A 26,446-nucleotide genomic window follows, 5' to 3' on the forward strand; every position below is an offset into this window, starting at 1 on the left:
CCGTTACTTCTGCCCGTCGGCATTGAATTGCGTCAGCGCGCGCGCCGCGGCCTGGCCCGCCGGCCGATCCGGCGCGATCCGCATCGCGGCGGTCCAGGCGGCCTTGGCGCCGGCCTCGTCGCCATCGAGCGCGGCGATATTGCCGGCCTCCAGCTGCACCTGCGCATCGTCGGCGGAGCGGCGCAGCGCCTGCGCGATATCGGCCTTGGCGCGCGTCAGATCGCCGGTGCGCCGCGCCAGCGTCGCCGACAGGAGCCAGGCGAGCGGATCGTCCGCCGCATCCACTACCGCCCCGTCGAGGTCGACGCGCGCCGCCTTCAAATCCCCCGTCGCCACCAGCGCGCGGGCCCGGTCCAGCATCGCCTCGCCGCGCTCCAGGCCGCTCAGCGTGCCCGCCGCCAGCGCCGCATCCAGCGCCGCGCGTGCCTTCACCGGGTCCTCGCCGGCGAGCCAGGCATTGCCGGCCTGCGCCCAGAAGCGCGCCGCCTCGCCGGTCCGCGCCAGCTCCGCGGTGCGCGCCGCTTCCTCGAATGCCGCCGCCGCCGCGGCAAAGCGGTTCTGCGCCGTCAGCGCGAGGCCAAGGCACGCCCGCCCCTCCACGCTGCGATCGACGCTTGCCCGCCGCTCGGCCGCGACCGGGTCCTCGCGGATCAGCGCGGCACAGCTGTCGCCCGCCGGCAATGCCGCTACCGTCGGCGGCATGGTCGGCGGTTCGGCGGGTGCCGCGGCCTGTAGCGCGCCTGCGATCAAAAGCAGCATCACGGCAGCACGTCCTCGACGGTGCGGATCAGCAGCGCAATGTCCGCCTCTTGCGACAGGCGATGATCCCCGCCCTTCACCAAAGTCACCTGCACATCCTCGGACCGGATCAGCTCCGCCAGCCGCACCGATTGCGCCCAGGGCACGTCAGGGTCACGCTGGCCGTGGATCAGCCGCACCGGGCAGTCGATCTCCACCGGCTTGTGCATTAGCCGGCTGGCCTCGCCCGCCTGCCAGAAGCGGCGGGTATAGACGGTCGGCGCCGGGCCATAAGGGTTGGGCCGCTCCAGCCGCCCGTGCTGCAGGATGTAGAGCTTCTCTTCCTGGCTGAAGCCCCAGTCGGTGAAGTCGGGCGCCGCCGCGATGCCGACCAGCGCGGCCACCCGCTCCGGCCGCGCCAGCGCCGCCAGCAGCATGATCCACCCGCCCATCGACGATCCGACCAGCACCACCGGGCCTTCGACGGCCTGGTCGATCATCGCCAGCGCGTCATCGCGCCAGTCGGTCAGCGATTGCTCCTCGAACGATCCCTCGCTTGCGCCGCACCCGGCATAATCGAAACGCAGGAAGGCGCGGCCGGCCGATTTCGCCCATTCCTCCAGCGCCAGCGCCTTGGCGCCGGTCATGTCGGAGGCATAGCCGGGAAGGAACACGATCGTCGGGCCGGCGCCCTCGGTCAGGTGATAGGCAAGACGCGGGCGCTGCAAGGTCATGGGCCGCGATGTAGGGGCGGAACGCCCCGGGCGAAAGGCGCGAAGCGCCCCCCGCCGCCGCTCAGATCACATATTCGACGGTGCGAAGCTGGGTCTCCGCGTCACGCTTTGCGGTCCGCTTGGCGACCATTTCGGCGTGCAGCTTGGCGATCGTGCGGCTCCCGGTGGTCTTGAACGCGAACGGCAGCACGCCGTGAATCAGCGCCCCGATCCCGCCCGCCACCATCAGCGCGCCGAAACGGGTCGCGACACCGAAGTGCTCGGCATAGCTCTCACCGACGGATGCGGGGTGATCGAGGAACAGGCGGCGGATCATCATCAAGGCTCCGTTAGGATGAGGGGGAGATTAGCACTTGGCGCCGGCCGCGCCACCTAGCTGCGCCACCATGTCGGCGGCCAGCAGCGGCAAGGTGTCGTCCCGCGCGCCCATCACCACGATCCGGTCGCCCGGTCGTGCCGATGCCACCAGATGTGCCGCCGCCGCCGCGCGGTCGGGAATATGCCGCGCCGTGTGGCCGGCGATCTCGATGTCGCGCACGATATCGGCGCTGGTCACGTCGCGCGTCACCGTGCCGCCCTGATAGACGGGATCCGGCAGGACGAGCAGATCGTCCGGCCGAAGCCGCTCGACGAAACTCTCCACCAATTCGCGTCGCATCGTCTTCAATGGCCCAAACCCATGCGGTTGGAACAGGATCAGCAACCGGCCCGGAAAGGCATGAAGCGTATCCAGCGTCGCGGCAATCTTGTCCGGGTTATGTCCGAAATCATCGATCACGGCGACGCCGCCCGCCTCGCCGACCAGGTCGAACCGGCGCTTCAGCCCGGTGAAGCGGCCGATCGCGCCCACCGCCACGTCGAACGACACGCCCGCCGCCAGGGTCGCGCCGATCGCAGCCAGCGCATTGCCGATATTGTGCCGCCCCGGCACCTGAAGCGCGACGGTCGTGCCACGTAGCGAGAAGCGCGCGGCAAACGGCGCCTCGACGATATCCTCCGCCACCAGATCGGCGTCGCCGATCAGCGAGAATGTCGTCACCCGCTCGCGCGGCAGCTGCATCGCCAGCGCGCGCGCATCCGCATTGTCGGCATTGACGATCGCGGTTCCGGCCTTTCCGATGAAGTCGCCGAACAGCGTGTTCAGTTCCTCCAGCGATTTGTGATCGAGGCTGACGTTGTTCAGCACCGCGATCCGCGGCGCATAAAGCGCGATCGATCCGTCGCTCTCGTCCACTTCGCTGACATAGGGCGCCCCGGCGCCGACCAGTGCGCTGGCGAAGGGTCGGTCGGGCGCGGCGAAATCCTTCATCACCGCGCCGTTCATCACCGTCGGGTCCTGGCCGGCATCGCTCAGGATGCGCGCGATCATTCCCGTCACCGTCGATTTGCCGCTGGTCCCCGCCACACCGATCGGCAGCCGGCTCTCGTTGAACAGCGCAGCGTTCAGCTCCGCGCGGCTCATCCTCCGGCAGCCAAGCCGCTCCGCCGCCACGATATCCGCGACCGTCGCTTCCACCGCAGCGGACGCGACCACGATCTGCTCGGCGGAAACCACGCCGCTGCCGTCCTGCGGGAACAGCGCCACGCCCTTCGCCTCCAGGTCCGCGAATTTGGCCGGCACCCGGCCCTGGTCCAGCCCGCGATCCGAACCTGCGACGCTTGCGCCCCGCCCGGCCAGGATCATGGCCAGCGGCATCATGCCCGATCCGCCGACGCCGACGAAGAAGAAGCGCTTTCCTGCGATGTTGCCGTCCTGCATGGCCGCGCGCTATCGCCGCGATGGGCACGGGGCAAGGCGAAGGCGGCCAATCAGATGAAGAAGCGGGCGATATGAAGATCGGCATCGTCGCCCCGGCGAATACCGCCAACCCCGATATGGTCGCGCCGCTCACCGCTTACGCGGCGCTCGCCTATCCGGAGGTGGATCTCGTCTTCCACCCGCAATGCTTCGAGAATGACGGGCATTTTGCCGGGTCCGATGCGCGCCGCGCCGCCGCCTTCCTCGAATTCGCCAATGATCCCGGCTTCTCGGCGATCTGGTTTGCGCGTGGCGGTTATGGCTCGAACCGGATCCTCGCCACCGTCATGCCGCAGCTGAACGCCGCCGCCCGCTCGAAGAAATATGTCGGCTATTCCGACATGGGGTTCCTGCTCGGCGCGCTGTACGCCCGGCGCATCGGCCAGGTCGCGCATGGCCCGATGCCGATCGACGTCATGCGTCGCTCAGGGGGCGGCGACGAAACCGTCGCCCGCTCGCTCGGCTGGATCGCCCGCGGTGAGCGCCACGGGCTGGAGCCCGGCCTTGGCCAGCGCCCCGCCGCGGCCTTCAACCTCGCGATCCTCGGCTCGCTGATCGGTACGCCCTGGCTGCCCGATCTCGCTGATCACGAACTGCTGATCGAGGAAGTGTCGGAACCGCTCTACAATGTCGATCGGCTGCTCTTCACCATGGCCAATGCCGCGCAGCTCCGCGGCATTGCCGGCGTGCGGCTTGGTGCGGTGACCGACATCAAGGAAAACACACCGCGCTGGGGCGAGACGCTGGACGTCATGATCCAGCGCTGGTGCCGCGACATGGGCGTGCCGTATCTCGGCACCGCGCTGATCGGCCATACCCAGACGAACCGGGTCGTGCCCTTCGGCATGGCCTGAAGCGGGCGCGCCAGCGCGCCCTTTCAGCCCAGCGCTGCGCGCAACCAGTCCGGCATCAGCGCATCGCCCAACGCTTCGACGCGGCGATGTTCCACCATCAGGCCCAGTTCGGGATAGACGGCGCGCGTCCGGTCACCCGGCTCGCCCAGCGGAGCCACCACCAGCCGGCGGTTCACCTTGGCGCGATAGTTCATCCGCGCGGTATTCTCCTGGCCGACATAGCAGCCCTTGGTGAAGCTCACGCCGCCAAGCTCCCCGGCATTGCACTCCAGCCACAGCGTCTCGCCCGATCCCAGTTCGCCCACGCCCTCGGTCACGCCCAGCGACAAACGATGCGCCACCCAGCCTTCGGCCGCCGGCCCGCCGGGTTCGCCGATCCAGCGCCGCCCCAGCGCCGCCAGCCGCGGATCCGGCACGCCCGCGTCGCCCTCACGCGACCAGTGCACCGCCAGCGAATCATCGCGTGCGATCGTGATCGGGCGGCGCAGGCGATACATGGTCAGCCGCTTCGCCAGCGCTTCCGCGTGGCTCGCCTCGCAATCGATCAGCAGGTCCTCGCCGTCCTCCCAGACGATGAAGTCGAACAATGCCTTGCCCTGCGGCGTCAGCAGCCCGGCCCACACCGGCAGCGGGCCCGCCACGTCATTGGTCACCAGCCCTTGCAGGAAACCGCGAACGTCCTCCCCCGAAAGGCGGATGATGGCGCGATCGGTCAGTGTGGTGGCAGCAAGCATGGTGGCATCGGTCATGGGGACAAGCTAGGGCGTCGGCGCCCCTTTCCAAGCTCCGGAATCGTCATGACTGACCGCATCACCATCCGCCGCCCCGATGACTGGCACGTCCATCTGCGTGACGGGGCGATGCTGCAGGCGGTGGCCGCGCATACCGCGCGCCAGTTCGCCCGCGCGATCGTGATGCCGAACCTGACGCCGCCGGTGACGGACGCCGCCGCCGCCGTCGCCTATCGTGAACGGATCATGGCCGCACTCCCGGCAGACGCGGATTTCACCCCGCTGATGACCTGCTATCTCACTGACGCGGCGGATGCGGCCGCCATCGCGGACGCGCACGCCGCGGGCGTCTTCACCGCGTGCAAGCTCTATCCCGCTCATGCGACGACAAACTCGGCGCATGGCGTCACCGATATCTTTCGCCTCGCCCCGGTGCTCGAACGGATGCAGGCGATCGGCATGCCGCTCCTCATCCACGGCGAGGTCACCGATCGTGACATCGACATCTTCGATCGGGAGGCGGTGTTCGTCGATCGTATCCTGTCGCGGCTGGTGCGCGAATTCCCCGCGCTCAAGATCGTGCTCGAACACATCACCACGGCAGAAGCCGCCGCCTTCGTTTCGGAAGGCCCTGCCACGCTCGCGGCAACGATCACGCCGCAGCATCTCATCATCAACCGTAACGCGCTGTTCGATGGCGGCCTTCGCCCGCACGCGTACTGCCTGCCGGTCGTGAAGCGCGAGAAGCACCGTCTCGCCGTCCGTGCCGCCGCCGTCTCGGGGTCGCCCAAGTTCTTCCTCGGCACGGATAGCGCGCCGCATGTCGTCGGTGCCAAGGAATCGGGCTGCGGCTGCGCCGGCATCTTCAACGCCCCCTTTGCGCTCGAAGCCTATCTTCGGGTGTTCGACCAGGAAGGCGCGCTCGACAAGTTCGAAGCCTTTGTCAGCGAAAACGGCGCTCGCTTCTATGGCCTTCCATTGAACGCCGGTACGATCACACTGGTGCGCGGTGAGACGCCAGTGCCGACCATTATTGGACAAGGCGATACCGCGCTTGTACCTTTTCATGCCGGCGAGACCCTGGGTTGGCGCCTCGTCAACTGATCGCTCGCGCGCCTATTGGCGGCGGATCGGCACCGGAATGTTGCAGATATCCGCCGCCCCCGCGGGCCGGATGAAGAAGGAATCGTGCCGGTTGGCACGCGCCGCGGCGTAGCGCGCCCAGGTCGGCCCGTTGGTCGCAAGATACTGAAAACGCGGCCGTTCGCCTTTAGGTAGGTCGCTTGCGAGGCGCAGGCTGGTCACCGGCACCCGTTGCTCGGCGCGCTCATAGAACCCCAGCCCAAGCGTCCCCCGCGGCAGGCTGGACAGATGCTCCATGCCCTCCACCACCCGCCCCACAACCGCGATATTCCGATCCAGATGCCGCGGCGCATGCCCAATCACCGCATAAAGCTCCGCCCCCGTCCCTGTGTTCGGCGACACGTCACGTCCAACCCCGACCGTGCCGTAGCAATGAACAGGCCACACTTGGCGCGATACGGTGCCGGGCGCATCGGCAGCAACGGGCCAACCGCGGTAAAACATCGTGGCGGCGGCATAAACGTCGGCGGGACCGGGAGCCAGTTCCGCAGCAGAAAACACTGATGCGCCAACAGAATAGTCTTTCTCTGCGGCGACGGAGAGGATCGCCGGAAGCGGCTTCTTCTCGCTCGCATCGCCCCATTGCACCACGTAATTATCCTGAACGCGGTTGACGCTGGTGCCGTCCCACCACCGGGCGCCGGCGAGCGAACGAATATTGGCCACCCACGGCCGCGCGAAAGGCGCCGGGATCAACTGGATCACTACTTGTCGCGGTTCACCACCTCGGGCCGCCGGCAGCCGCATCACCAGCAGTTCCTCCGCCGGGATGGTCACCCACTCGCTGGCGGACGCACTGGCTGCAACCTCAGCCGGTGAAACCGGGTCGGGCGCGGCGCGCCCACTAGCCTGGGCGGCTGCAGCTTGGGCGAGAATGGAGAGCAGCGTTGCGATCATGGCTCCTTGGTGCGCGCCGTCGAGCCGATACGCAATGCCTCGGCGCTTGCGCGAAGCCGCCAAGCCGCCTAGGGGCGCTCCACCCCAGGGTATGCGGAGCGGTGGCCGAGTGGTCGAAGGCGCTCGCCTGGAAAGTGAGTATACGGCAAAACCGTATCGAGGGTTCGAATCCCTCCCGCTCCGCCACTTACCATTTTATACACCGATTTAGCGCGTCTTTACGCGCTCTTTCGCCTGCGTCAGAACCGCAGAAATCTGCCATTTTCGCGCGATCTGGTGGGGCTTATCCGCTCCGTTGCGTTTTCTGTTCCCTTTTTTACCAACTCAGGGGATAGTCGGGTGAAGAAAAACAGCACCCGGAGGCGACGGTGAAGTCCACCCAGCTCAACGTGAAGATGATCGACCGGCTCAAGGAGCCGGGGAAATATAGCGACGGGCGCAACCTCTACCTTCAGGTGGGGCCGAACGGCTCTAAAAGCTGGCTTTTCATCTATCGCCGGATGGGTAGCGACCGAATGCGCGGGCTGGGTTCCTATCGCCATGTCAGCTTGGACGAAGCACGCGAGAAGGCGGCGGAGTACCGGGCGCTGCTCCGGCAGGGCATCGAACCGCCAGTCGCTCGCGGCGCTGTGAGGAAGAAAGAAGAGGGCCGCACCTTCGCGCAGTTGAACGAACGCTATCTGTCCGAGCACAAGGATAGCTGGCGCGATCCCGACAAGGCGGAGAGCCTGTGGCGCAACAGCCTCCGCGACCACGCATATGCGGTCCTTGGCGAGAAGGACGTGAAGGACATCGACGTGAAGGACGTTCACGCCGTCCTCAGTCCGATCTGGCTCACAAAGCATCCGACCGCGAAGAAGATCAGATGGCGGATCGGAGCCGTCCTCGCCTACGCCGCCGCCCTCGACCTCCGCCCTGACGTGGACCTCACGCGCACCGGCGGCAAGCTGGACAAGCTGCTACCGAAGGCGAAGCGCGTCCACATCGTGAAGGGCCATGATTCGATGCCCTATCAACAGATGCCGGAGTTCGTGCCCGAGCTTCGCGGGCGGGTCGGTGTCGCCGCCGCCGCGCTGGACTTCCTCATCCTGACCGCCGCACGAGCGAAGGAAGTGCGGTTGGCGACGTGGGATCAGATCGACTTCAAGGAAGCCGTCTGGAACGCGCCCGAGGAAAACATGAAGGCTGGGCGCGCTCACCGCGTCCCTCTCTCCCCGGACGCTATCGTCGTGTTGAAGGCCATGCCTCGCGACCGCGACGGCGATTACATCTTCATCAGCGCCAGTAAGCCGGGTGAGCCGCTGTCCGATATGGCGATGACCGCCGTGTTGAAACGAATGGACCGCAAGGACGGGGTGACGATTCACGGTTTCCGATCCACGTTCCGCACCTGGGTGGCGGAGGAATGCTTGGACGTGCCGCGTGAGATTGCGGAAGCGGCGCTGGCGCATACCGTGGGCGGCGTGGAAGGCGCATACCAGCGCGGCGATTACTTCAATACGCGCCGCGCGCTGATGGAGCGTTGGGCGGCCTATTGCCGGAGCGCGGAGCAGTGACCGCCGACGAGTTCCGCGCGCTCGCTCTCCAGCACCTAGAACGGTGCGACGAGGCTGACATGGAGGCGCTGGCTTTCGAACAGCCGAACGCTGACCTCTTCATCGACCTTTTCTCACGATACCAGCACGCGCGGCAGGCTTTCCCCGGCATGACGTGGGAGGAGTTCAGTCAGATCGACGCGGCGCGTGAGCGTAGGGGGCGGCGCGGCAGGCCCAACCGCGCATCGGAAGAGCGCGCCGATGAACCGCTGTGGCGCGCCGCGCGCGATGCTGATCGGCTCAAGAGCCTATGGCGGTCGCTGAACCCGGCGACCCCGCGCCCCCGCCCGCCGTTGCATCCCCATCAAATCGCCGCCGCCCGGCACGGCGTGAACCGGCAGGCGCTTGACGACCAGATGAGGCGTCCAACGGCGCGGCGCATGGACCGGATCACCGCCCAAAAATAGCCGATATACCGGCGGCGATCTTATCCGCTTCTCTCGTGATTCCTGAGCGCCTCGAACAACACTCAGGAGACCACCGTGACCGTCCCAACCAGCGCCGCCTCTCCGCGCCGCGCCCTTCCCAAGCCGCTCATCTACCGCGAGCGCGAGCTTCAGGCCGTGACCAGCCTCTCGCGGAAAGCTCGCGAGGACGCGATGCGCGCGGGCACCTTTCCCAAGCCCGTCCCCCTCTCGACCAAGGCGCGCGGCTGGCTCGTCAGCGAGATCGAGCAGTGGATCGAGGAGCGGAAGGCCGCTCGCGACGCGGCTTGAACCGTGGAGCGGGATGACGAGTACGGCGAGGAGCCGTCCGGCCCGCGCGTCGTGATGAGCGCCGAAGCTGGCATGGTAGCGGTCAAGATCGACCCGCCTTTGCCAACCGGCGATCACCGGCGCGACTTCTCCTTCAAAGACTGCGCGTGGTCCTACGCTCGCGAACTATGGTGCGAGTTCCGGCTTGGCTTCTTGGACACGACAACCTTCCGATCTGGTCAGACTTGGTCAACGCGGAAGCCTTCCGAAGAATAGTTGTCGGCTTTGAACTAGCCGCAGTCTTTAGGAAATCCCGAAAGGATACCGGGATGCAAGAACTACATATCAACTCCAAAGAGGCGGCGGAGCATAGCCGCTGCGGCGCGAACATCTATCAGGTTCAGGCCGACCCGAACTGCGCCACTTTCCTGCCCGCCATCGTGGGCGTCGGCAAGATGCGCCCCTACAATCGGCATCAGTACCTCGCGCTGGCGCTCCATACGAAGCTCATGCGACTGGGCTTGTCGATCCCGGCGGCGGGCAAGCTCGTGACGCGCATCACGGAGGAACTGTTCCTTCACCCGGACTCGGGGGCCGTGGTGATCGAGTGCCACGAGAACGGCTACAACGCCTTCTACGCCGTGGAGCGCGATGACCTCTCCTTCGAGCGCAGCGACGCCAGCCGCGCGGCAGGTCCGTCCGCTTTGCGCGTCACCCTCGACATCGCCGGGATGTGGGACGGCGTGAACCACGTGTTCGCCACCTACGGGCGGCGGATCGGGGGCGAAGATGCCGAGTGAGGCGGAAACGAATGCGCCCGCCTCGGAGGGGACCAAGGCGGGCGCCACGTCGGGGCCGACGCAGAATCAAACTGCCTCCGCTCCGCGTCAGACGGAACAGCTACCGCGCATCGGCCTGATCGCCAGCCTGGACGATATTCGTTCGGTGGCGGCTTACCTCCGCCGCGTCGGCGCGCGGGCGATCAACTTCAAGCTCGCCAAGGTGGAGGAAGTCGCCAGCGGCTATCCCCGCTCGGTCGGCACGATCACCTTTGCGCCGGACGGCTGCGTCACGTCGCGGGGCAATGTGGAACCTCCGACCGAAGAAGAAGCAGCGGCGATCAAGCGCGACTTCGAGCGGGCGCAGTTCCCCAAAACGTCCAAGCTCGCGGCGCTGGCCGCGCTCCCGCCGGACGTGGTTGCCTCCGATCCGAACGTCTTCGTGTTCCATGACTTCGACGGTCAGATCACGATGCTTCAGAAGCGGTACGACAACCGCGACGGGGGCAAGGGCTTCCTGACTTACACCTACTGGTCGGACGGGTGCTGGCGACAGATGGAGCCGGACACGCTCCCGTTCTTCGGCCTTCCCGGCTGGCAGGAGCATAGCACCCTCTTCCTGCACGAAGGCGCGGGAGCGGCGGCGCGGGTGAAGCGCATCCTCGCGGGCGAAGACAAGGCGGACTTCCCTTGGCGCGAGGAAATGCGCTGGGGACACCATGTCGGTTGGGTAGGCGGCGTGTTCGCGGTCGGACGCTCCGATTGGGCGGCACTCGCGGCCAAGAACTGGAAGCGCGTCGTCATCGTCGCGGACAACGACCAGAACGGCATCGTCGCGGCACACCGGATCGCGCGACACTTCCCCGGCGACGTTTCCACCGTGACGTTCGATCAGCGGTTCAAAGAGGGCTTCGACTGCGGCGACGATTGGCCCGCCACTCTGTTCGAGGAAGGCGGCGCGTACATCGGCCCGACGATGGACGATTGTCTGCGCTCCGCGATGCAGGCGACCGAGGAAGGTGAGGTGCCGGACGGGCAGCGCGGCCGCCCTCCGTCGCATATCACGCGCTCCTTCGCGGAGCGGGTGGCTTTCACCGTTATCCCGCCCACCTTCATCTTCCGCAACCGGCCTAGCCGCGCCTACTCAGCCGAAGAGTTCAACGCGCTCACCGCGCCGTTCTCGCACGCGCCGATGCGAACGGCGGCGAAGGTGTTGGAGCAGATCACCTGCCAGCACGAACGACTCCAGTACGATTGCGCCCACGCGCCGGGTCCGCTGATCGTGGACGGGCGGCGCGACTGGAACGTGTTCCAGCCGACGCGCGTGAAGCCGATTAAGGGTGATCCCGGTCGGTGGCTCGCGTTCCTCGCGCATCTGTTCCCGGACGAAGCCGAGCGGGAGGAGGTCAAGAAGTGGCTCGCCACGCTGATCGCGATGCCGCAGATCAGAATGCGGTACGGGCTGCTGCTCATCTCGACCACGCAAGGCGTCGGCAAGAATACGCTCTCGCACGTGCTGACGCCCCTGTTGGGCGCGGACAACGTCAGCTTTCCCTCCGAACAGGCGGTGGTCGAAAGCCAGTTCAATGATTGGCTTGCGCGCAAGCGATTGGTGTTCGTCGCGGAAATATACTCCGGCACGAGCCGCGCCGCCTACGACAAGATGAAGTCGGTCGTGACCGACGACATTTGCACGATCAACGAGAAGCGGGTGAAGCCGTACAAGCTGGCGAACTGGGCGACCGTGATAGCCTGTTCCAATTCGCTCGCCGCCCTTCATCTCGACAAGGAGGATCGACGCTGGTTCGTGCCGACCGTCGCGGAGAACGTGAAGCCGCGAGAATGGTGGAACGACTTGTACCGTTGGCTGCGCGGCGACGGCACGGGCATCATTCTCCAGTGGGCGCGCGATTACGTGCGCGACGGCAACCATGTGCAGACCGGCGACCGCGCGCCGGGGTCCGCGCGCAAGGAACTCATCGTGGAGGGTTCGCGGTCGGAGGGGCAGAACCTCGCCAACTCCCTTGCGGAGCATCTACGCGACTGGCCTGAGCCGGTGATCCTGCGGATCAGCGATATTCGCCGGTGGATCGCGGTGCACCGGGGTTTCGTCAGAGGCGGTGAGCCGGACCTTGGGGAGCGGCGCTTAGAGAAGCCCGCCACCATCCTTGCCGCGATGAAGGCGGTCGATGGGATCACCGTTTGGGCGGACAAGATGCGCCCCAAGTTCGGCGCGACCCGCGAGGCGGTCGTCATGAACTTCCGACCTGAAGAGGGGGCTGGCTGGCCTGAAATCAAGAGCCGCCTCACGACTATTGAAGGAGTGAACGCCGATGCCCCGATGTGAAAACCCACGAAGCCCGTCCGAAGGAGGGGGACGGGGGACGGGCGAAAGCCAATTTTCCTCTTCGACTGGTTTTTGTAACCGGCCGGAAGAAGAGAGCTTCGTATTAAAAAGGGGGAAAGAGGAAATTGGGACTTCGCCCGTCCCCCGTCCCCTTTTCGACGGTGCGGACGTTCGCTCCCCACGCGCGCTCAAGGGCAAGTCGCCGGTTCGCGATCCTCGCAATGGTGAGCTGGTCGCTCCCTCCCTCGCGGCCAACGGGAAGCCGAAGAGCCGCGACCATCTGCGCTACCTCGCGACCTCTCGACCGGCGCTGAGCCTTGATCGAGCCGACCGGCAGGCGGCGGCGTGTGATCCTGGCTTGGTTTGGGACGCCGCAGCGTATCGCTACCGGCTCGCCGCCAAAGCCACTCCTCACCCACCGCTGGCCAAGGACGGCCATGAGGACGGGGCCGGGGGGTCGAAAAGTTCTCGCAGCCACAACGCCCAGACCGGCGGTGGCCACGAAAACGAATGCAAACACCATTTTCGCGACCTGGATGCGCCGCGCGCGCCCGCGCGAGGGAGGCTGACATGACCAGCACCGACGAAGCCTGCTCCATGCAGGTGATCGAGTTTTGCCGCGACATGAACCGAAAGGCGGCACGTCAGTACGTCGCACTCGGCATTCGTGCCGAGGACATCGCCATCGCCGCCGCGTACAGCGCCGCCGATCTGGCGCAGCATCATACGGGCGATCCCGCCTCCGCCATCGCGTGGCTCCGGCGCGCGCTGGACGTGATGGAGGAAGGTCTGCCTCTCAATGTGGAAACCCTACAATGAGTCCGCTCGAAAAGCTCCGTAACCTCCCCCCGCACGTTCGCGCGCCGGTGCTAGAGTTGCTCGACCAGATCAGCACCCCGCTCGGGCCGCGCGAACTGGACCGCGCCATACAGGACGCCGGGTACAGCCGAGGCGAAGCCCGCCGGGTCACGAAGGTGCTCAAGACCCTCAACGTCATCGCGGTGACGCGAGCATGAGCGCGTTCACCCTCTCCCCCGGCAGGCCCGCGCGACCGGCGGCGGAGCGCCGCCTAGTGCGTGAGTTCGCCCGATCCTTGGCGAAGCCGGACACCCCACGCGCGCCGATCGCGCGCGCTCGCGGCGCGGGTGGTCGATCATCTGCGCGAACTCGTGGCGGAGGGTAGCGATCCGATGATGGCGGCGGTGAGCGAGAAGCTGCGACGGGCTTTCCCCACCCCCGCAACCATGCTCGCGACCGACCCGGACGTTGATACGCTCGCCTTGTACGTGGAAGCGCGGGTGGAGCAGCTTCGCAACCGTAACGGGTGCCCGTTGTCCCCGGTCGATGAGCAGGCAGAGGTCAGCGCCGCCTTCGCGGCGGTGGAGAGCAGGTTGGCGCTGCGCTACCTCAAGCACCTTCGCGGTCCGGCGTAACCTGATCGCCGGATGGTTCATCAACGCCATCTTCCTTCATGACGCGACGGTAGCGCTCATTGATCGCGTCCGTCTCGCGCTGGCGGTCGTCGGCATCATACGTCTCAGCGCGGATGCGTCGGGTGCCGCTGGCGACTTTGCTCCAATCTTCACGCAGCTTCTTCAACTGATCCGCCACCTGAACTATCGGGTCACGCGCGCCGAGGAAGCTCACTCCCTTGTAGTCCCCCATGTTGAGCAAATAGGAAAGCGCCTCCCGCTCGCCTGCGGGATGTATCTTCCAACTGATCGTCACGGTGAACGTCTTATCGAGATAATCACCAACGCCACTGAGGTAGCTCTTCAATTCCTGCCCCGGTTTGAGAATGCTGATCTTCTGAAACGGGATCGGCATTTCGTCGGATCGGGCTTCGCCGTTCTCCAACGGCGGATCGAAGGTGATCTCAATATCGAACGCGGTTGCGTTGCCGGTGTTCTCCACATTCAGGTCCAGGTGGATCGTGGACCAAGGGTTAGGCACGATATTGGCGACCACCTGCGGCTGCGCCGCCGCGTCCGCCATGCGCTTGGTTTCCACGGCAAGTATCTTCGTGACACGCCAAAGGAAGAACGTCGCCAGCGCCGTGGCGATGGTTGCCGCTAATGTCCCCCAAGTTGCTATCGCTTGAACCATGCTCGCAGAATGGCGCAACGGCGCGCCAGCGCAATCCCGCGCGACTTATTTCGCGTCGTTTGACCTAAAACCGCGAAAGGTCAGCGCCGCGCGCCGATCCTCCTCCGCGATCAAGGAGGACTTCATGCGTACCCACGGCATTGCCATCGCGCTCGCCCGCTCCGGCGGTCGCGTTCTGGCCATTTCGACCGAAGAGCGGATGTTCAACGAACTGAACGAAACGCTCCGCACCAACTTCACGCAGCAGCGCGAACGGGCCGACAACCTCGAAGCGGCGCTGGAAGCCGTGCAGGCGCAGATCAACGGCGGCGCGGGCGCTGTCGGCCTGATCGGTTCGCCCCTCCCGGTGGACCCGAGTTACACCACCGCCTTCGCCAGCTACTTCCGCCGGGGCGACGGTGAGGATGCGCTCAAGGTCGCGAACGCGACGGGCGACCGCGCCATCGTGCAGAACGCCATGTCGGTCGGCACGAACACGGACGGCGGCTATCTCGCGCCGGTCGAATGGGATCGCAAGTTGCAGGAGCGCCAGCGGGCGACCTCGCCCATGCGTCGCCTCGCGACCGTCCGCACGACCACGGTGGGCGCGTACTCCACCCTCTGGAACCTCGACCAGTGGGGATCGGGCTGGGTGGGAGAGACGGCGGCGCGCCCGAACACGACCGCCACGAGCCTCGCGCCCATCATCTTCGCGGCGGGCGAAATCTACGCCATGCCGGCGGCGACGCAGCGGCTGCTGGACGACGCGGCGCTCAACGTCGAGAACTGGCTGGCGGAGAGCGTCGAGCGCGAGTTCAACCGTCAGGAGGGCATCGCCTTCCTCTCCGGCGACGGCTCCAACAAGCCCGCCGGGTTCCTGACCTACGTGGACGGCGGCGCGAACGAGAACACCCACCCCGGCGGCGCGCTGGAAGTCGTGGAAGCTGACATCGACCTCGATGCTCTGACCGACTTCCTCTATGGGCTGGGTGCTCCCTATCGCCAAAATGCGACCTGGCTGATGAGCAGCCAGACGGCGGCGTTCATCGCCAAGATCAAGGACGCCGATGGTCGCCCGATCTGGCGCGAGAGCCTCATCGTGGGCCAGCCCGCGACGCTGCTGGGCCGTCCGGTGGAGATTGACGAAGGGATGCCCGCGCCGACGGCTGGCAACCTCGCAATCGCCTTCGGTGACTTCCGGGCAGGGTATCTCATCAACGACCGCATCGGCACCCGCGTGCTGCGCGACCCGTACACCAACAAGCCTTACGTGAACTTCTACGTCACCAAGCGCGTGGGCGGCGGTGTGCTCGACCCATTCGCGATCCGGCTGCTGCGCGTCGCCGCCTGATCGCGGCCACTACCGTGGTGAGCTAGGGCTATGGGCGGGCGTCCGGGATCAGCGGACTGCCCGCCCGTCGCTTTATTTGGGAACGCCTGCTTTGTCCCAGAGCGTTCGAAACTCGCGATGATTCGTGAGAGCGCCGCGCACTCCCTCTGCGCCGATACCCAGTCGAAGCAATAGCAGCACCGTCAGGAGCAGAATAATCCGCCGCGTGGCATAATGCATATCAGTCCCCTCGAGCGTTTTGCCTTCAAGGCCGGGGGAGTAGTGAGTGTAATAGTTTCGCGTAGTCACAAGTGCGTGCAAGTATGAGTTGCTGAAACCCCCGGGCGTCTCGCCGAACTCTGCTCTCACTTGTGTCATTATCGACTTGAGGCGTTGCATGAGACTAGGTTCATTGGAGAACTGTAAGGTTCCCTCGAGCTTATTCCGCATCCTCGGCGGCGTTCCCTGCGGGATGGCCTTCAACAATGCGATTTGAAGAGCCTGATGCTCAGCTTCGTCCATGATTGTGTCGTCGCACGTCAATCGATGGAATACCTCAAGCGCTTGGATCGCTAATAAGAACCGCACGTTGATGTACATCCACTTCGCGCCTTGAACCGCGAAAAACAAATGCAACGCGGAGGCGATCTCATCATAGGAAGAGAACCAGACCTTAAATGCATTGCTGTTGTACGCAGTCAGATTATGGGCGCGAATCAATGGAACGTCATGGCGACGCGCCTTCTGTGACTCCGAATGAGACATCTGCGCGTACACACGAACGTCGGCTGGATGTGTCCTGTCCGGCGACACTCTCTTTTCTGGCCCATCCAAGGTCAACGAGAGCAAAGGAAGGTGCCTGCCGGTACAGAGTGACGCAAGGCTCTGTATCTTGCTGGCGGCGGAAAAGAACCATGCAAGCGACCGCTTTTCAGAGGGTTCTATGCTGACGTAACTATGAGCCGTGATCGTATAGTCGGTTTCACTTTGGTCGGTGTAAAGGCTCGATCCGAACGTGAGAATACCTTCTTCAAAGCTGCCGAGTGGCGCTTCTCGTCGGCGGTTGACGTGTAGGTCTAAGCTTGTGTGATCGTCTCGAAACTCTAGGTCGAAAAAGCGGTCGCCCAGCCAAGCCTCAATATCCTCGAACCGCACATATCCCTTCGTGAAAATAGCCTCTTCTTCGCTGTCGAAATGCAAGCCTATCGCTGTCAGGTGAGGCTTGTGCGTTTCTCGAACGAAACCGCCGAAGAATGCGCCATGTCTCCCGGTGTTCAGTGAATCAAGAAGTGTAACTGCTTTTCCGTCCTTGAGCGCGCCCAAGATTACCGGATGATCTTTCAGATCGGACTGGAAGGGGCGGAACGGCTTCCCCTCGAATGAGCCAAGAAGCTTGAGTACCGCCCCGTCCTCTTGATTGAAGGTTAGCTCACCGGCCACCTTATCGTCCTCACCGCCGGGCAGCCACCACAATCCATCCTCTCGAAATTGATCGTTCATCCCCGGTGGCGCTGCCATTATCGACCCCTCTTCTAATTCAAGGCACGAGACATCGTCGTTGAGGGATGGTCAACCGGCGAAAGCGACATCATCATCGGTTCACGCAATGATGCAGAAGGAGAGTCGGTGATGGGCGGCGCAAAGAACAAGCAGATGGACGACCAAGGCAGTAGCGCTGCCCGGTGGAAGCACGTTGCTGTGACGGAGGGCTATGCTTGCATTCGCTGCGGCAATCTGCCGGAGTTCGAGGAACGCGAGGAGTATTTCGAGACCAAGCTCTGCGGGTGGTGCCTGCATCAGACCCAAAAAGGGAACGATTGAGCGGGAATGACAGGCGATCCACGCGGCTGTCATCTCGGGTGAAATTCCGCCCTCTTCACCCGACTTCCGCTATCTAGGCCACGTTTTCCGTGAGAGTTCGCCTCCCTCCCGCTCCGCCACACACCGTCCCGAATCCCGTAGGTTTGATTGCGGCCCTGATTAACCGGGGAGAGCATGACGTCACTGCGGGCTCCGTAAAATTGCTGATCGCACCTGCGATGGGCGCATGTCACTCCTTCGATCGACCATCGCTGTCCGGGTCAGGGAGGTGAGACGCATTGCCGTACCGGACGCGCCTTGCGTTTGCCTTCGCTCTGCTCTTCCTCGTGCTTACCCTGCTATGGGCGCTGAGCGTTCAGGCTAACAACAACCCTGACGCCTTCTGGGCGATCCGCAACTACGCCCTATATTACACTGGCTGCCTTGCGATCGGCTTCATGTCGGCCGCGGTTATTCTGGCGGCACGGCCAGTCCAGTTCGAGAGCACGCTAGGCGGGCTCGATAAATTCTACCGGCTCCACAAATGGTTCGGCGTTGCCGGCGCCAGCTTGGGCGTCGTTCACTGGTTGATCGAAATTCTTCCCCGCAGCTTTGTCCGTTGGGGGTGGCTGGCGCCGCGGATCCGTGGGCCGCGACCTGCCATCGACCCGACAGCGGGGTTCGATCTTTTCCGGAATCTGCGCGAACCGGCGGTTAGCGTCGCTGAGCCAGCGCTCTACTTTCTGCTCGCGCTCGTCATCATCGCGCTGTGGAAACGCTTTCCCTACCGCCTGTTTCTCCGCACGCATCGCCTGCTATCGATCGTCTTCATCGTGCTCGTCTTTCACGCCGTGATCCTCATGGGGCGAGCCTATTGGCAGGCGCCGATTGGTCCGGTGATCGGCATATTGATGGCGGCAGCGTCGCTCGCGGCGCTAGCGTCCCTCTTTCGCCGCATCGGAAAGGATCGGCGGGCATCCGGCACGATCGCGGACGTCAACTATCATGGCGACAGCGGCGTTCTTGAACTGACGATCGCGCTGGCCACCGCCTGGCCCGGGCACCGTGCCGGCCAGTTCGCCTACATCGATTTTGGTGACGGGGAGCCACCGCATCCCTTCACCATCGCTTCTGCCTGGCACCATGATGGGCGGCTCCATTTTGGCATCAAGGAACTGGGCGATTACACGCGCGTGCTTCCCGAGCGGCTCTTCCCCGGTCAGACCGTGACGATCGAAGGGCCGTACGGCAGCTTCGACTTCGATCGCGGTCGCCGCCAGCTGTGGATCGCGGGCGGCATCGGGATCGCGCCCTTTGTTGCCGGACTGGAACGCTATGCGGAGCAGAAGGAACGGCCGCAAATCGATCTGATCTACTCAACCCGCCACAGAGACGAAGGCTTGCTCAAGCGGCTGGCGAGGCTCGCGGGGCGAACTGGAGCGCGCGTTCATCTTCTGGTTACGCCGCCCGATCCGCAACTCACGGTACAAAACCTTGAAGAGATGGTGCCGGATTGGCGCGGCGCGGAGGTATGGTTCTGCGGGCCGGCCGACTTCTGCGAATCGATACGCGCGGCGATGCTGGCCAGAGGACTGCCTGCCAGCCGTTTTCATCAAGAGCTATTTGCTCTGCGCTGACGACCGATTTGACAAGCGTCAGGCCAAACCCAGTTCTCAGCCGAAGAAGGCATAGACTGGCGCCGTCAGGCTCAGGACGCAGCCTGCACCGCGAGGCTATGAACGCGTAGGCGCGGGAAAACCTCTTCGAGGGGCTTCGTGTCAGGTAGAACGTACACATAACCGCCCTTCTTCTGGAAGACGGGCTGGACATGTTTGCCGTAAAAGGCGCGCGGCACGTTGATGCATCCAAAGGTAATTCGGTTGTCATCCGGCGTCTCCGACAGCATGCGACCGCGTCTGTTTTCCTTCTTCGCTGCGTCTGCGGGGATCGGGTGTATCGCAACACTGTTGGTATAATCGACCCACAGCACGCGCTGGCGCCCGGCGGCATAGCCGAACTTCGCGAGGAAGCGGCCGGCGGGCGTCGTCTTCTCCGCCGGGCCGAGATCGCTTAGCTTCTTGCTGCCCACCCCGGGGCTTGCATCGTCGCCGGCGGCGATGCCGATCAGCACCGGCACCTGATCCAGCGGCTTCCCGTTTGCGTCATAGAGGATCAGCGAAGCCGTCTTCTTGTCGAGGACAGCGTAAGGCAAGCCGCGATTGTCACCCGACGCGGATATCCAGTCGGCGACCACCCGCGCATCCGGCGAGGGATTGACCTCAACTGGGCGACTGGCCGCGGCAGGCGGCCGTGACGCCTTCTTGGATTTGGCACTGGCCTTCTTGGTCGGTGCGGCATCGGCCGCAGTGGCGATCAGTGCGGTGGCGGCGAGAAGCGGTAGAAACTTGATCATCTTTACCCATGTGAAAGGGTGGCCGCCCCCTCCCTGAGGACGGCCACCCCCTTCAGTCAGACTGCAATTCGCAAACGCGTGGGTGCTGTATCAGTGCCGCGGGCGCTTACCCCGCCGCTCCTGCTCCTGCATGCGCTGTTCGACACTGTCGACGCGGCCATTGATCTGGTCTAGCCGCTGGCCGTTCTGCTGTGCCTGGCCGGAGGCCGCCTGCGCTTCGGCAAGCGCCTGCTTCGCAGTGCCGTCAGTCGCCTGGAGCTGCGTCTCGATCGCGTCGACGCGCTGGCTCACCGGCGCGATCTGCTCACGCACATAGGATTTGGTGGCACAGCCGCCGAGCGCGGTGGCGGCGACCAGAACCACAGCTGCGGGGGCGAGTTTGGTAATTTGAAGCATCGCTCTATCCATTTGGTTATGTAGCCGCGCGAAGGAGCGCGTATCGCTACCTTGCGGCAATAGACGCGGCGGCAGACCGAGGCTATCATGAGCCAAATGGAGCGTTTTAGCTTGATGGTAATCGCACTAAACTGATCACGCTCAGATCATTTGCTTCAGTGCGCATTACTCTTAACCGGCGATGAACAGAATGGGGCGGATCGTTACTTGCGCGAATCGCGCTTCTTATCTGCAGCGAACGGATCCACGGGAATGCGGCCGTCGTTGGCGGGCGCGCGTGGAGCCACAGCCGGGCCACCGCGATAGGCATCGACGCATTTGCGCAATTCAGCGACCGCGGCGCCGCTGCCGTCCAACCGCAGTTCCTCGACCGGCACGTCGCCGCGGCTGACGTGGAGGAAGGCCGAGGCGGCAAAGACCTTGGGGAACGATCCGCCAAAGCTGGTGACGAAGCCCCGCTTGCCGTCAGCGACGATGCCCACCGCCAGATGCCGCGGGAAAGCGGCGTTGGAGAGCCGGAAGTTCAGCTTCAGCTGCTCCTTGGGGCGGATCGACCAATTCGGATTGAGGAGCGACAGGCGGTTGCTGCCATCGGTGTCCAGCCCGAGTAGCAGCGTGGTATTGCGCGCGCCGTCAAAGGTTCGCGTGATGAAGCAGCCTTGCTTGTCGGTGCTAGGCGCGACTTTCCATGCGCCGACGTCGCGAGTGGCATATTCCTTTGCGGCGGCAGGCATGCCGGCGAACAGTGCAGCGCCGACCAGCGAAGCGCAGAGCATCGCGCGACCGACAATTCCGGACCGACCGGCGAATGGGGATCGTAGAGAAGGCACGTCGTCAGACAATCTCAAGCTCCTGCAAAGCCGGGTGGCGGTGATGCGGCGGCGCGTCGCGCTTCGGAAGACGACACCTGAGATACCTGGCAGCAGATCCGCGATCCACCGCCAGGCGCGTGCAACGAACCTCAGGCGGAACGCATCGTTCCGGTTTCGATGAAACGGCGATGCCAGGAGAGCGCCTCGCTGAGGAGCGACGGCGCATGAAGACCATAGGCGCCTTCACGCGCACGCTGCGCATAATGGTGCAACTCGGGCCGGAAATCCGGATGGGCGCAGCGTTCGATGACGACGTCGGCCCGCTGCCGCGGACTCAGCCCGCGCAGATCGGCAAGTCCCTGTTCCGTGACGATCACCTGCACGTCCTGCATGATGTGATCGACGTGGCTAACCTGCGGCACGATTGCGGAGATCTTGCCGCCCTTGGCGGTCGACGGCGTCATGAAGATCGACACATAGGCGTTGCGCGCGAAATCGCCCGAGCCCCCGATCCCGTTCTGGATTCGCGAGCCCATCACCAGCGTCGAGTTGACGTTGCCGTATATGTCAGCCTCAATCAGGCCGTTCATGGCGATGCAGCCGAGCCGTCGAACGAGCTCCGGGTGATTGCTGATTTCCTGCGGGCGCAGGATCATGCGATCAGCATAATGCGCCATGTCCGCATTCAGCCGCTCGGCGGCCTGAGGACTAAGCGAGAAGGCCGTCGCTGACGCCATGCGCAACTTTCCGGAATCGAGCAGGTCGAGCATCCCGTCCTGAATGACCTCGGTATAGGCAGTCATCGGTTCGAACGGTGCATCGATCAGGCCCGAGAGCACTGCATTGGCAATGTTGCCGACGCCCGACTGGATCGGCAGCAGCGATGCGGGCAACCGTCCGCGCCTCACTTCATGAGTCAGGAACTCGATGATATGGCCAGCGATGGCCAGCGCAGTGTCGTCCGGCGCGGCGAACGGCAGATTACGATCCGGCGAGTCCGTTTCGACAATCGCGACGATCTTGTCCGGGTCACAGGCGAGATAAGGGGTGCCGATGCGATCGTCCGGACGAACGAGCGGAATGGGCACGCGATCCGGCGGCAAGCGCGTGCCGTAGTAGATGTCGTGCATCCCCTCGAGCGCGGCATTCTGCCAGCGGTTGACCTCGAGAATCACGCGCTTCGCGCGGTCGAGCCACGTCTTGTTATTGCCAACGGAGGACGAGGGAATCAGCGATCCATCCGGCCGAATTCCGGTGACCTCCACGACCGCGGTGTCGAGCGTTCCGATCACGCCTTCCCAAGCCATCGGTGCAACCTGGCTGAGATGCATGTCGAGATAATCGATCTCGCCGCGGTTGATCTTCTCTCGTGCAACCGGATCCGAACTGTACGGCAGGCGCTGCGCGATGCCGTCGACGGCGGCCAGCGCACCATCTAGCTCCGGACCGGTGGATGCGCCCGTCCACAGATTGATGCGGAAATCCCGACCTGCCTCGTGCTCCGCCGCAATCCGGCGGGCAAGCGCCTGGGGCACCGCCTTGGGATAGCCCGACCCGGTGAAGCCGCTGGCGCCCACCGTCTCACCCGGCTGGATCAGGGCAGCCGCTGTTTCGGCATCCGTCACACGGGAACGAAGCGGGACACAGGCAATACGATCAGACACGCACATACACTCCAGGTTGGAGACGCTCGTTTATCAGTGAGGATAGCGACGCGAAAGAACGGGAGACCCCGTAAACAATTCGAATCGGTTCGCTATCGTAACGAATTCAGTGGCTTGGCTGCCAGCTTCGGCAGGCGGTGCCTAGTGGCAGTTATCCGACACGACGACCCGGTTTCGGCCTTCCGCCTTGGCGGCATAAAGGGCGTCATCGGCAACCTTGATCAGGTACTTCTGATCAGGGTGTCCGCCGTGCGCCGCCACCCCGAACGAAGCGGTGACACGCAATTCTTCGCCGGCGCTCGCCTCGATTGCGCTCTGTTGCAGCGCGCAACGTATCCGCTCGGCAACAGCCCTCGCCTGCTCGACACCCGTCTCGTTCAGCACGATGAGGAATTCCTCTCCGCCATAGCGGAAGACGAAGTCGCTCGGCCGCACCTGATCCATCACGATCTGCGCCACTTCGCGCAGCACCATGTCGCCCGTCTGATGGCCGAAACGATCGTTGATCTGCTTGAAGTGATCCACGTCCAGCAGGATAATGCACAAGGGACTGTCGTGTTCGTTGGAAAAGGCGATCTCCCGTCCGAGGATCGCTGGGAGGAACCGGCGATTGAGCGCACGGGTCAGCGGATCACGCCCGCTCTCCATGGCGGCCAAGCTTTGAAACAACTCGTTGAGCAGAAATGATACCCGGCCGACGGCGGCCTGAAGCGCGGTCAGCGTCTCCACCTGGCGATTGGTGCGAGCGTCGCCTTCCAATTGGGGGAGCAGCAGTCGATCGATCTTCTGCGTCTCGGCCATCAGATCCTGAAACAGGCCGGACTTGTCGAACATGAAGCTCGCGCGGTGCCGAAGCCACAGGCCAAACGGCGATTCCGCCAGCCGTTCCAAACCGCCGTCGCCGCCGCGCAGCAATGTGAAGAGCGTTTTCTGGCTCCATTCCATGAGGCTGGCCTTCTGCGCCTCCTTTTCCGTCGACACGTCCTGATCGATCGAAAACAGGCGATAGGCTTCATCGAGCCGAGCACGGGCCGCAGTGTCGTTGACGTAGGCCTGGCTCATCAACAGAATCGAGGTGTCGATCCGTTCATATGCAAGTTGAAGCGCCCCCAGCGCCTCGCGCGGGGTGGCCGCGCGGGCGGCCAGCAGGCGCGCGCAATCCGCCTTGATCGCCATCGCCCCCTCCATCACCAGATGAATGGGGATCTTGATCCGCGCATGAACCTCGCCGATCACCTTCTGCCGCTCCTGCAATGCGGCGGACGAGCGAATGTCATCGGCATCGAACAGCGCTGACAACCATTCCAGCAAGGAGGCACTGAGCCGACTATGCACGACCGAATGGTTCAGAAATGCCTGCGCCTGCTCATCTTCCAGCAGCTTGTCGTAAAAGGCGGCGACCATCGCGCCGCCGTGATCGGCAACCACCCCGCGCAGAAGCGCAACCCTGCGCTCGGCGGCATCCTCAACTGACATCGTAGACGACATAGGTATCATGGCGGTCCAAAGGCAACCGTTCCCGTCCGCCAGCGAACCCTACTCCGGAAAAGTGAAGTGAAGGACAGTTCGGCCAAACCATGGCCGCCTCTCCTGGACAAAGCCGGTCGCGATCTGATCGGCGCCGCCTCGCTTATCCGAGATCGAGGTACGAGTTGGCGCAACACCGGGTCAACCCTTACGCGGCAAGCCGCTCGAGCCGCATTTTCCTTTCACCACCGGAACGAACCACGATGAGGCGCGTCTCGCTGCGATGCGCCGCCACTTTTTCGACCGTCGCGTCCATCTCGCGATCGGGTTCTTTGCCATCACGCTGGCCGCGCTTGCACTGCTTCTCGCCGCGTTCCCGTGGGGAATCTTCAAGAGGATCGCCGAACAGCGCCTGACCGCGCGGTTCGAACGCCCGGTGCGGATCGGCGCGATGGAGCGCGTCGACCGCTTCGGTTTCACCCCGACGATTGCCCTGCGTGACGTGCGCATTCCTGGTCCGGGCTGGGCGGGCAGGAACGATCTGGTTCGCGCAGAGCAAATCCAGGTCAGCTTCCCGGCGCTCCCCCTTCTGATCGGTAAGTTGAGCCCGCGCGAGATCACCGTCGATGGAGCGCAGGTCCACCTCGTTCGCGCAAAGGACGGACGCGAAAACTGGCGTGATGAGAGACGCACAGGTAAATCCGGGCAGAGCACGCTCGAGGGCCTGACCGTTCGGCGATCGCGCCTGATATATCGCGACGCGAAACGGGAGCGACAGGTGAACCTAGCGGTCACTTCGGACACGCAGGGTCTTCGTCTTTCCGGGCCAGGCGTAGTTCGCGGCGCGAAGGTGGACGTGACGCTTCGCGCGCCGGCCGTGACAGGCAATCGTCAGGGTGGCTGGCCGTTCGACGCGCGGATCGCCGGCGATCAACTCCGCATGCATGCCAAGGGCGTGATGGCCGCTCCGCTGGATACCAGCCGCATGACGCTTGATGTGACGGCAGAAGCAGCAGACCTCGCCTTGATCGATGCGGTGATCGAGGCGGGCCTGTTTCAGAGCCAGCCGGTGTCCCTGTCGGCGCACGTGCGGCGCGAACCGCAACGCTGGCTGATCGACCGGCTGAACGGACGGATCGGGCGATCCGACATCAGCGGCACGCTCACTGTCAACAAGGTCGACGGGCGCAGCAAGCTCGACGGGACCGTCCGCTCGCGTCAGATGGATTTTGCCGACCTGTCGTCGGACGAAGGCCTGGCCCGAGCGGCCGCGAAGGAACAGGCGCTCGGCCCACGCATCGTCCCGGACACCCGGGTGAACCTCGCGAAGGTGGGGCGCACTGACGGGCGCATAAACTTTCGTGTGGACAGGATCGTCAGTCGCGAGGGGCCGTCCTCGTTGACGAACATGGCGGGGACGTTGGTACTCGACCATCGCGTGCTGACGATCGCCCCGTTGAGGATTGGCCTGCGCCGCGGCTACATCACGGGACGCGCGGTGGTCGACCAAGGTGATAATGGGCCCGTCCCGCTCGTTCGGCTCGATCTGAAGCTCATCGACAGCAGCATTCCCGCGCTTGGCGGGGGCGGCGGCACCGTGACCGGCCGTGTCGACGGCCGGGCAGTGCTCGCCGGCCGCGGCAGCACAATCCGCGAGGCGGTCGGAAAAGCGGACGGGCGCATCGGGATCGTCGCACGGGACGGTGCCTTGCCAACCGAGATCGCCGCTGCGCTTGGCTTCGACGCCGGGCGCGCGATCCTTGCCGGCAGCGATGATCGCGCGGCGCTGCGCTGCGTGGTCGCGGGCTTCACGCTTCGCGGCGGGCGCGGCCGCGCGGGCCCATTCGTGGCCGACACCGCACAAAGCCGCCTTGACGGCACCGGAACGCTCACGTTCCCGCAGGAAGCATTATCGATCCGCCTGACCGGCGCGCCGAAACGCGACGCCATCCTCCGCCTGCCTGGGTCAGCGACGATGACGGGCACGCTCAGCAGGCCTGACATCGTCGTTCCGCCCGAGGTCAAGTCTGTCGGCAACGTGTTCAAGGCACTCGGCCGCGCGATTACAGGCCGACAAGGGCCGGTGGCGCAGGACGCGGATTGCGAGCGGCTCTCCGCGCGGGTGCTCCGCTGATCGACCTGAGCACCAATGGTGAATGCTGCAATGC

Annotated in this window: 27 protein-coding genes, 1 tRNA gene and 1 pseudogene; 16 read left to right on the plus strand and 13 right to left on the minus strand. The window is 64.6% G+C overall.

The window, feature by feature from the left end; genetic code table 11:
- Positions 1–3: 3 nt before the first annotated feature.
- The 4 genes from ACH0AE_RS02690 to murC all read right to left on the minus strand — a co-directional run bounded on the left by ACH0AE_RS02690 (position 4) and on the right by murC (position 3,231).
- Positions 4–759, minus strand: a complete 756-nt coding sequence (locus tag ACH0AE_RS02690; RefSeq protein ID WP_294443207.1) for a hypothetical protein — start codon at positions 757–759, stop codon at positions 4–6.
- Positions 759–1,472, minus strand: coding sequence for an alpha/beta fold hydrolase (locus tag ACH0AE_RS02695; protein ID WP_294443163.1), 714 nt, complete (start codon positions 1,470–1,472; stop codon positions 759–761). The genes ACH0AE_RS02690 and ACH0AE_RS02695 overlap by 1 nt, the downstream gene beginning before the upstream one ends.
- Before the next feature lie 61 nt (positions 1,473–1,533).
- Positions 1,534–1,791 carry a DUF6356 family protein gene (locus tag ACH0AE_RS02700; RefSeq protein WP_406875422.1) on the minus strand — a complete coding sequence of 86 codons (258 nt, stop codon included), beginning with the start codon at positions 1,789–1,791 and terminating at the stop codon, positions 1,534–1,536.
- Between the two features lie 27 nt (positions 1,792–1,818).
- Positions 1,819–3,231: a UDP-N-acetylmuramate--L-alanine ligase gene (gene murC, locus ACH0AE_RS02705; RefSeq protein ID WP_294443164.1), complete on the minus strand. Its 1,413-nt coding sequence runs from the start codon at positions 3,229–3,231 to the stop codon at positions 1,819–1,821.
- A 71-nt stretch (positions 3,232–3,302) separates the two neighbouring features.
- On the opposite strand from murC, the gene ACH0AE_RS02710 reads away from it, so the two are divergent.
- On the plus strand, positions 3,303–4,124 hold the full coding sequence (locus tag ACH0AE_RS02710; protein WP_294443165.1) for an LD-carboxypeptidase: 822 nt from the start codon (positions 3,303–3,305) through the stop codon (positions 4,122–4,124).
- A gap of 23 nt (positions 4,125–4,147) precedes the next feature.
- Here the strand turns inward: ACH0AE_RS02710 and ACH0AE_RS02715 are convergent, their stop codons facing one another.
- Positions 4,148–4,873, minus strand: coding sequence for a folate-binding protein YgfZ (locus ACH0AE_RS02715; RefSeq protein WP_294443166.1), 726 nt, complete (start codon positions 4,871–4,873; stop codon positions 4,148–4,150).
- Between the two features lie 48 nt (positions 4,874–4,921).
- Between ACH0AE_RS02715 and pyrC the strand changes: the two genes are divergently transcribed.
- Complete coding sequence (gene pyrC / locus ACH0AE_RS02720) at positions 4,922–5,959, plus strand: dihydroorotase (RefSeq protein ID WP_294443167.1); 1,038 nt, start codon at positions 4,922–4,924, stop codon at positions 5,957–5,959.
- Between the two features lie 12 nt (positions 5,960–5,971).
- Here pyrC and ACH0AE_RS02725 read toward each other — a convergent pair whose 3' ends face one another.
- A complete protein-coding gene (locus ACH0AE_RS02725) occupies positions 5,972–6,895 on the minus strand; it encodes a peptidylprolyl isomerase (RefSeq protein ID WP_406875438.1) in 924 nt (307 codons plus the stop codon).
- Positions 6,896–6,990: 95 nt separating this feature from the next.
- On the opposite strand from ACH0AE_RS02725, the gene ACH0AE_RS02730 reads away from it, so the two are divergent.
- The 9 genes from ACH0AE_RS02730 to ACH0AE_RS02770 all read left to right on the plus strand — a co-directional run bounded on the left by ACH0AE_RS02730 (position 6,991) and on the right by ACH0AE_RS02770 (position 13,744).
- A tRNA-Ser gene (locus ACH0AE_RS02730) sits at positions 6,991–7,081 on the plus strand.
- Between the two features lie 182 nt (positions 7,082–7,263).
- Positions 7,264–8,451: a site-specific integrase gene (locus ACH0AE_RS02735; RefSeq protein WP_294443169.1), complete on the plus strand. Its 1,188-nt coding sequence runs from the start codon at positions 7,264–7,266 to the stop codon at positions 8,449–8,451.
- Positions 8,448–8,897, plus strand: a complete 450-nt coding sequence (locus tag ACH0AE_RS02740; RefSeq protein WP_294443170.1) for a hypothetical protein — start codon at positions 8,448–8,450, stop codon at positions 8,895–8,897. The genes ACH0AE_RS02735 and ACH0AE_RS02740 overlap by 4 nt, the downstream gene beginning before the upstream one ends.
- Positions 8,898–8,972: 75 nt before the next feature.
- Positions 8,973–9,206, plus strand: coding sequence for an AlpA family transcriptional regulator (locus ACH0AE_RS02745; protein WP_294443171.1), 234 nt, complete (start codon positions 8,973–8,975; stop codon positions 9,204–9,206).
- Between the two features lie 308 nt (positions 9,207–9,514).
- Entirely contained in the window at positions 9,515–9,985 is a 471-nt protein-coding gene (locus ACH0AE_RS02750) for a hypothetical protein (protein ID WP_294443172.1), read from the plus strand.
- Positions 9,975–12,311, plus strand: coding sequence for a primase-helicase family protein (locus tag ACH0AE_RS02755; protein ID WP_294443173.1), 2,337 nt, complete (start codon positions 9,975–9,977; stop codon positions 12,309–12,311). Before ACH0AE_RS02750 ends, ACH0AE_RS02755 begins: the two co-directional genes overlap by 11 nt.
- Positions 12,312–12,881: 570 nt before the next feature.
- Positions 12,882–13,130, plus strand: coding sequence for a hypothetical protein (locus tag ACH0AE_RS02760; protein ID WP_294443174.1), 249 nt, complete (start codon positions 12,882–12,884; stop codon positions 13,128–13,130).
- A complete protein-coding gene (locus ACH0AE_RS02765; RefSeq protein ID WP_294443175.1) occupies positions 13,127–13,327 on the plus strand; it encodes a hypothetical protein in 201 nt (66 codons plus the stop codon). Before ACH0AE_RS02760 ends, ACH0AE_RS02765 begins: the two co-directional genes overlap by 4 nt.
- Before the next feature lie 129 nt (positions 13,328–13,456).
- A complete protein-coding gene (locus ACH0AE_RS02770; RefSeq protein WP_294443176.1) occupies positions 13,457–13,744 on the plus strand; it encodes a hypothetical protein in 288 nt (95 codons plus the stop codon).
- On the opposite strand, the gene ACH0AE_RS02775 is transcribed toward ACH0AE_RS02770, so the two are convergent.
- Positions 13,719–14,435 (minus strand): hypothetical protein, encoded by a 717-nt coding sequence (locus ACH0AE_RS02775; RefSeq protein ID WP_294443177.1) that lies wholly within the window; start codon positions 14,433–14,435, stop codon positions 13,719–13,721. The two genes, ACH0AE_RS02770 and ACH0AE_RS02775, sit on opposite strands and share 26 nt — an antisense overlap.
- Before the next feature lie 106 nt (positions 14,436–14,541).
- On the opposite strand from ACH0AE_RS02775, the gene ACH0AE_RS02780 reads away from it, so the two are divergent.
- Positions 14,542–15,747: a phage major capsid protein gene (locus tag ACH0AE_RS02780; protein ID WP_294443179.1), complete on the plus strand. Its 1,206-nt coding sequence runs from the start codon at positions 14,542–14,544 to the stop codon at positions 15,745–15,747.
- A gap of 72 nt (positions 15,748–15,819) precedes the next feature.
- On the opposite strand, the gene ACH0AE_RS02785 is transcribed toward ACH0AE_RS02780, so the two are convergent.
- On the minus strand, positions 15,820–17,244 hold the full coding sequence (locus ACH0AE_RS02785) for a HEPN domain-containing protein (RefSeq protein ID WP_406875424.1): 1,425 nt from the start codon (positions 17,242–17,244) through the stop codon (positions 15,820–15,822).
- Between the two features lie 111 nt (positions 17,245–17,355).
- Here ACH0AE_RS02785 and ACH0AE_RS02790 point away from each other — a divergent pair, with 111 nt between their 5' ends.
- Together ACH0AE_RS02790 and ACH0AE_RS02795 are read left to right on the plus strand one after the other, a co-directional pair.
- Positions 17,356–17,547, plus strand: coding sequence for a hypothetical protein (locus ACH0AE_RS02790; RefSeq protein WP_294443181.1), 192 nt, complete (start codon positions 17,356–17,358; stop codon positions 17,545–17,547).
- Positions 17,548–17,873: 326 nt separating this feature from the next.
- A complete protein-coding gene (locus tag ACH0AE_RS02795; RefSeq protein WP_294443210.1) occupies positions 17,874–19,163 on the plus strand; it encodes a ferric reductase-like transmembrane domain-containing protein in 1,290 nt (429 codons plus the stop codon).
- 71 nt (positions 19,164–19,234) lie between these two features.
- Here ACH0AE_RS02795 and ACH0AE_RS02800 read toward each other — a convergent pair whose 3' ends face one another.
- The 5 genes from ACH0AE_RS02800 to ACH0AE_RS02820 all read right to left on the minus strand — a co-directional run bounded on the left by ACH0AE_RS02800 (position 19,235) and on the right by ACH0AE_RS02820 (position 24,287).
- The gene (locus ACH0AE_RS02800) at positions 19,235–19,939 is read right to left on the minus strand and encodes a hypothetical protein (RefSeq protein WP_294443182.1); all 705 of its coding nucleotides are present in this window, start codon (positions 19,937–19,939) and stop codon (positions 19,235–19,237) included.
- 90 nt (positions 19,940–20,029) lie between these two features.
- Positions 20,030–20,335 carry a hypothetical protein gene (locus ACH0AE_RS02805; protein WP_294443183.1) on the minus strand — a complete coding sequence of 102 codons (306 nt, stop codon included), beginning with the start codon at positions 20,333–20,335 and terminating at the stop codon, positions 20,030–20,032.
- Between the two features lie 203 nt (positions 20,336–20,538).
- On the minus strand, positions 20,539–21,111 hold the full coding sequence (locus ACH0AE_RS02810) for a hypothetical protein (RefSeq protein ID WP_294443184.1): 573 nt from the start codon (positions 21,109–21,111) through the stop codon (positions 20,539–20,541).
- Positions 21,112–21,296: 185 nt separating this feature from the next.
- Positions 21,297–22,811 carry an acetyl-CoA hydrolase/transferase family protein gene (locus ACH0AE_RS02815; RefSeq protein WP_294443185.1) on the minus strand — a complete coding sequence of 505 codons (1,515 nt, stop codon included), beginning with the start codon at positions 22,809–22,811 and terminating at the stop codon, positions 21,297–21,299.
- A gap of 141 nt (positions 22,812–22,952) precedes the next feature.
- Positions 22,953–24,287, minus strand: coding sequence for a diguanylate cyclase (locus tag ACH0AE_RS02820; RefSeq protein ID WP_294443186.1), 1,335 nt, complete (start codon positions 24,285–24,287; stop codon positions 22,953–22,955).
- Positions 24,288–24,561: 274 nt separating this feature from the next.
- Here ACH0AE_RS02820 and ACH0AE_RS02825 point away from each other — a divergent pair.
- A pseudogene (locus ACH0AE_RS02825) lies at positions 24,562–24,903 on the plus strand (asmA family protein); the annotation flags it as partial.
- Between the two features lie 153 nt (positions 24,904–25,056).
- The gene (locus ACH0AE_RS02830) at positions 25,057–26,412 is read left to right on the plus strand and encodes an AsmA-like C-terminal region-containing protein (RefSeq protein WP_294443212.1); all 1,356 of its coding nucleotides are present in this window, start codon (positions 25,057–25,059) and stop codon (positions 26,410–26,412) included.
- The last annotated feature ends 34 nt before the right edge of the window (positions 26,413–26,446 follow it).

This window comes from Sphingomonas sp. 179-A 2A2 NHS (assembly GCF_045371305.1).
Taxonomy (GTDB): domain Bacteria; phylum Pseudomonadota; class Alphaproteobacteria; order Sphingomonadales; family Sphingomonadaceae; genus Sphingomonas.

Bases quoted from the DNA above. Each gene is read 5' to 3' on its own strand.
- ACH0AE_RS02690 (WP_294443207.1), bottom strand. From the start codon at position 759: ATGCTGCTTTTGATCGCAGGCGCGCTACAGGCCGCGGCACCCGCCGAA.
- ACH0AE_RS02695 (WP_294443163.1), bottom strand. From the start codon at position 1,472: ATGACCTTGCAGCGCCCGCGTCTTGCCTATCACCTGACCGAGGGCGCC.
- ACH0AE_RS02700 (WP_406875422.1), bottom strand. From the start codon at position 1,791: ATGATGATCCGCCGCCTGTTCCTCGATCACCCCGCATCCGTCGGTGAG.
- murC (WP_294443164.1), bottom strand. From the start codon at position 3,231: ATGCAGGACGGCAACATCGCAGGAAAGCGCTTCTTCTTCGTCGGCGTC.
- ACH0AE_RS02710 (WP_294443165.1), top strand. From the start codon at position 3,303: ATGAAGATCGGCATCGTCGCCCCGGCGAATACCGCCAACCCCGATATG.
- ACH0AE_RS02715 (WP_294443166.1), bottom strand. From the start codon at position 4,873: ATGACCGATGCCACCATGCTTGCTGCCACCACACTGACCGATCGCGCC.
- pyrC (WP_294443167.1), top strand. From the start codon at position 4,922: ATGACTGACCGCATCACCATCCGCCGCCCCGATGACTGGCACGTCCAT.
- ACH0AE_RS02725 (WP_406875438.1), bottom strand. From the start codon at position 6,895: ATGATCGCAACGCTGCTCTCCATTCTCGCCCAAGCTGCAGCCGCCCAG.
- ACH0AE_RS02750 (WP_294443172.1), top strand. From the start codon at position 9,515: ATGCAAGAACTACATATCAACTCCAAAGAGGCGGCGGAGCATAGCCGC.
- ACH0AE_RS02755 (WP_294443173.1), top strand. From the start codon at position 9,975: ATGCCGAGTGAGGCGGAAACGAATGCGCCCGCCTCGGAGGGGACCAAG.
- ACH0AE_RS02760 (WP_294443174.1), top strand. From the start codon at position 12,882: ATGACCAGCACCGACGAAGCCTGCTCCATGCAGGTGATCGAGTTTTGC.
- ACH0AE_RS02765 (WP_294443175.1), top strand. From the start codon at position 13,127: ATGAGTCCGCTCGAAAAGCTCCGTAACCTCCCCCCGCACGTTCGCGCG.
- ACH0AE_RS02780 (WP_294443179.1), top strand. From the start codon at position 14,542: ATGCGTACCCACGGCATTGCCATCGCGCTCGCCCGCTCCGGCGGTCGC.
- ACH0AE_RS02785 (WP_406875424.1), bottom strand. From the start codon at position 17,244: ATGGCAGCGCCACCGGGGATGAACGATCAATTTCGAGAGGATGGATTG.
- ACH0AE_RS02790 (WP_294443181.1), top strand. From the start codon at position 17,356: ATGGGCGGCGCAAAGAACAAGCAGATGGACGACCAAGGCAGTAGCGCT.
- ACH0AE_RS02800 (WP_294443182.1), bottom strand. From the start codon at position 19,939: ATGATCAAGTTTCTACCGCTTCTCGCCGCCACCGCACTGATCGCCACT.
- ACH0AE_RS02805 (WP_294443183.1), bottom strand. From the start codon at position 20,335: ATGCTTCAAATTACCAAACTCGCCCCCGCAGCTGTGGTTCTGGTCGCC.
- ACH0AE_RS02810 (WP_294443184.1), bottom strand. From the start codon at position 21,111: ATGCTCTGCGCTTCGCTGGTCGGCGCTGCACTGTTCGCCGGCATGCCT.
- ACH0AE_RS02820 (WP_294443186.1), bottom strand. From the start codon at position 24,287: ATGTCAGTTGAGGATGCCGCCGAGCGCAGGGTTGCGCTTCTGCGCGGG.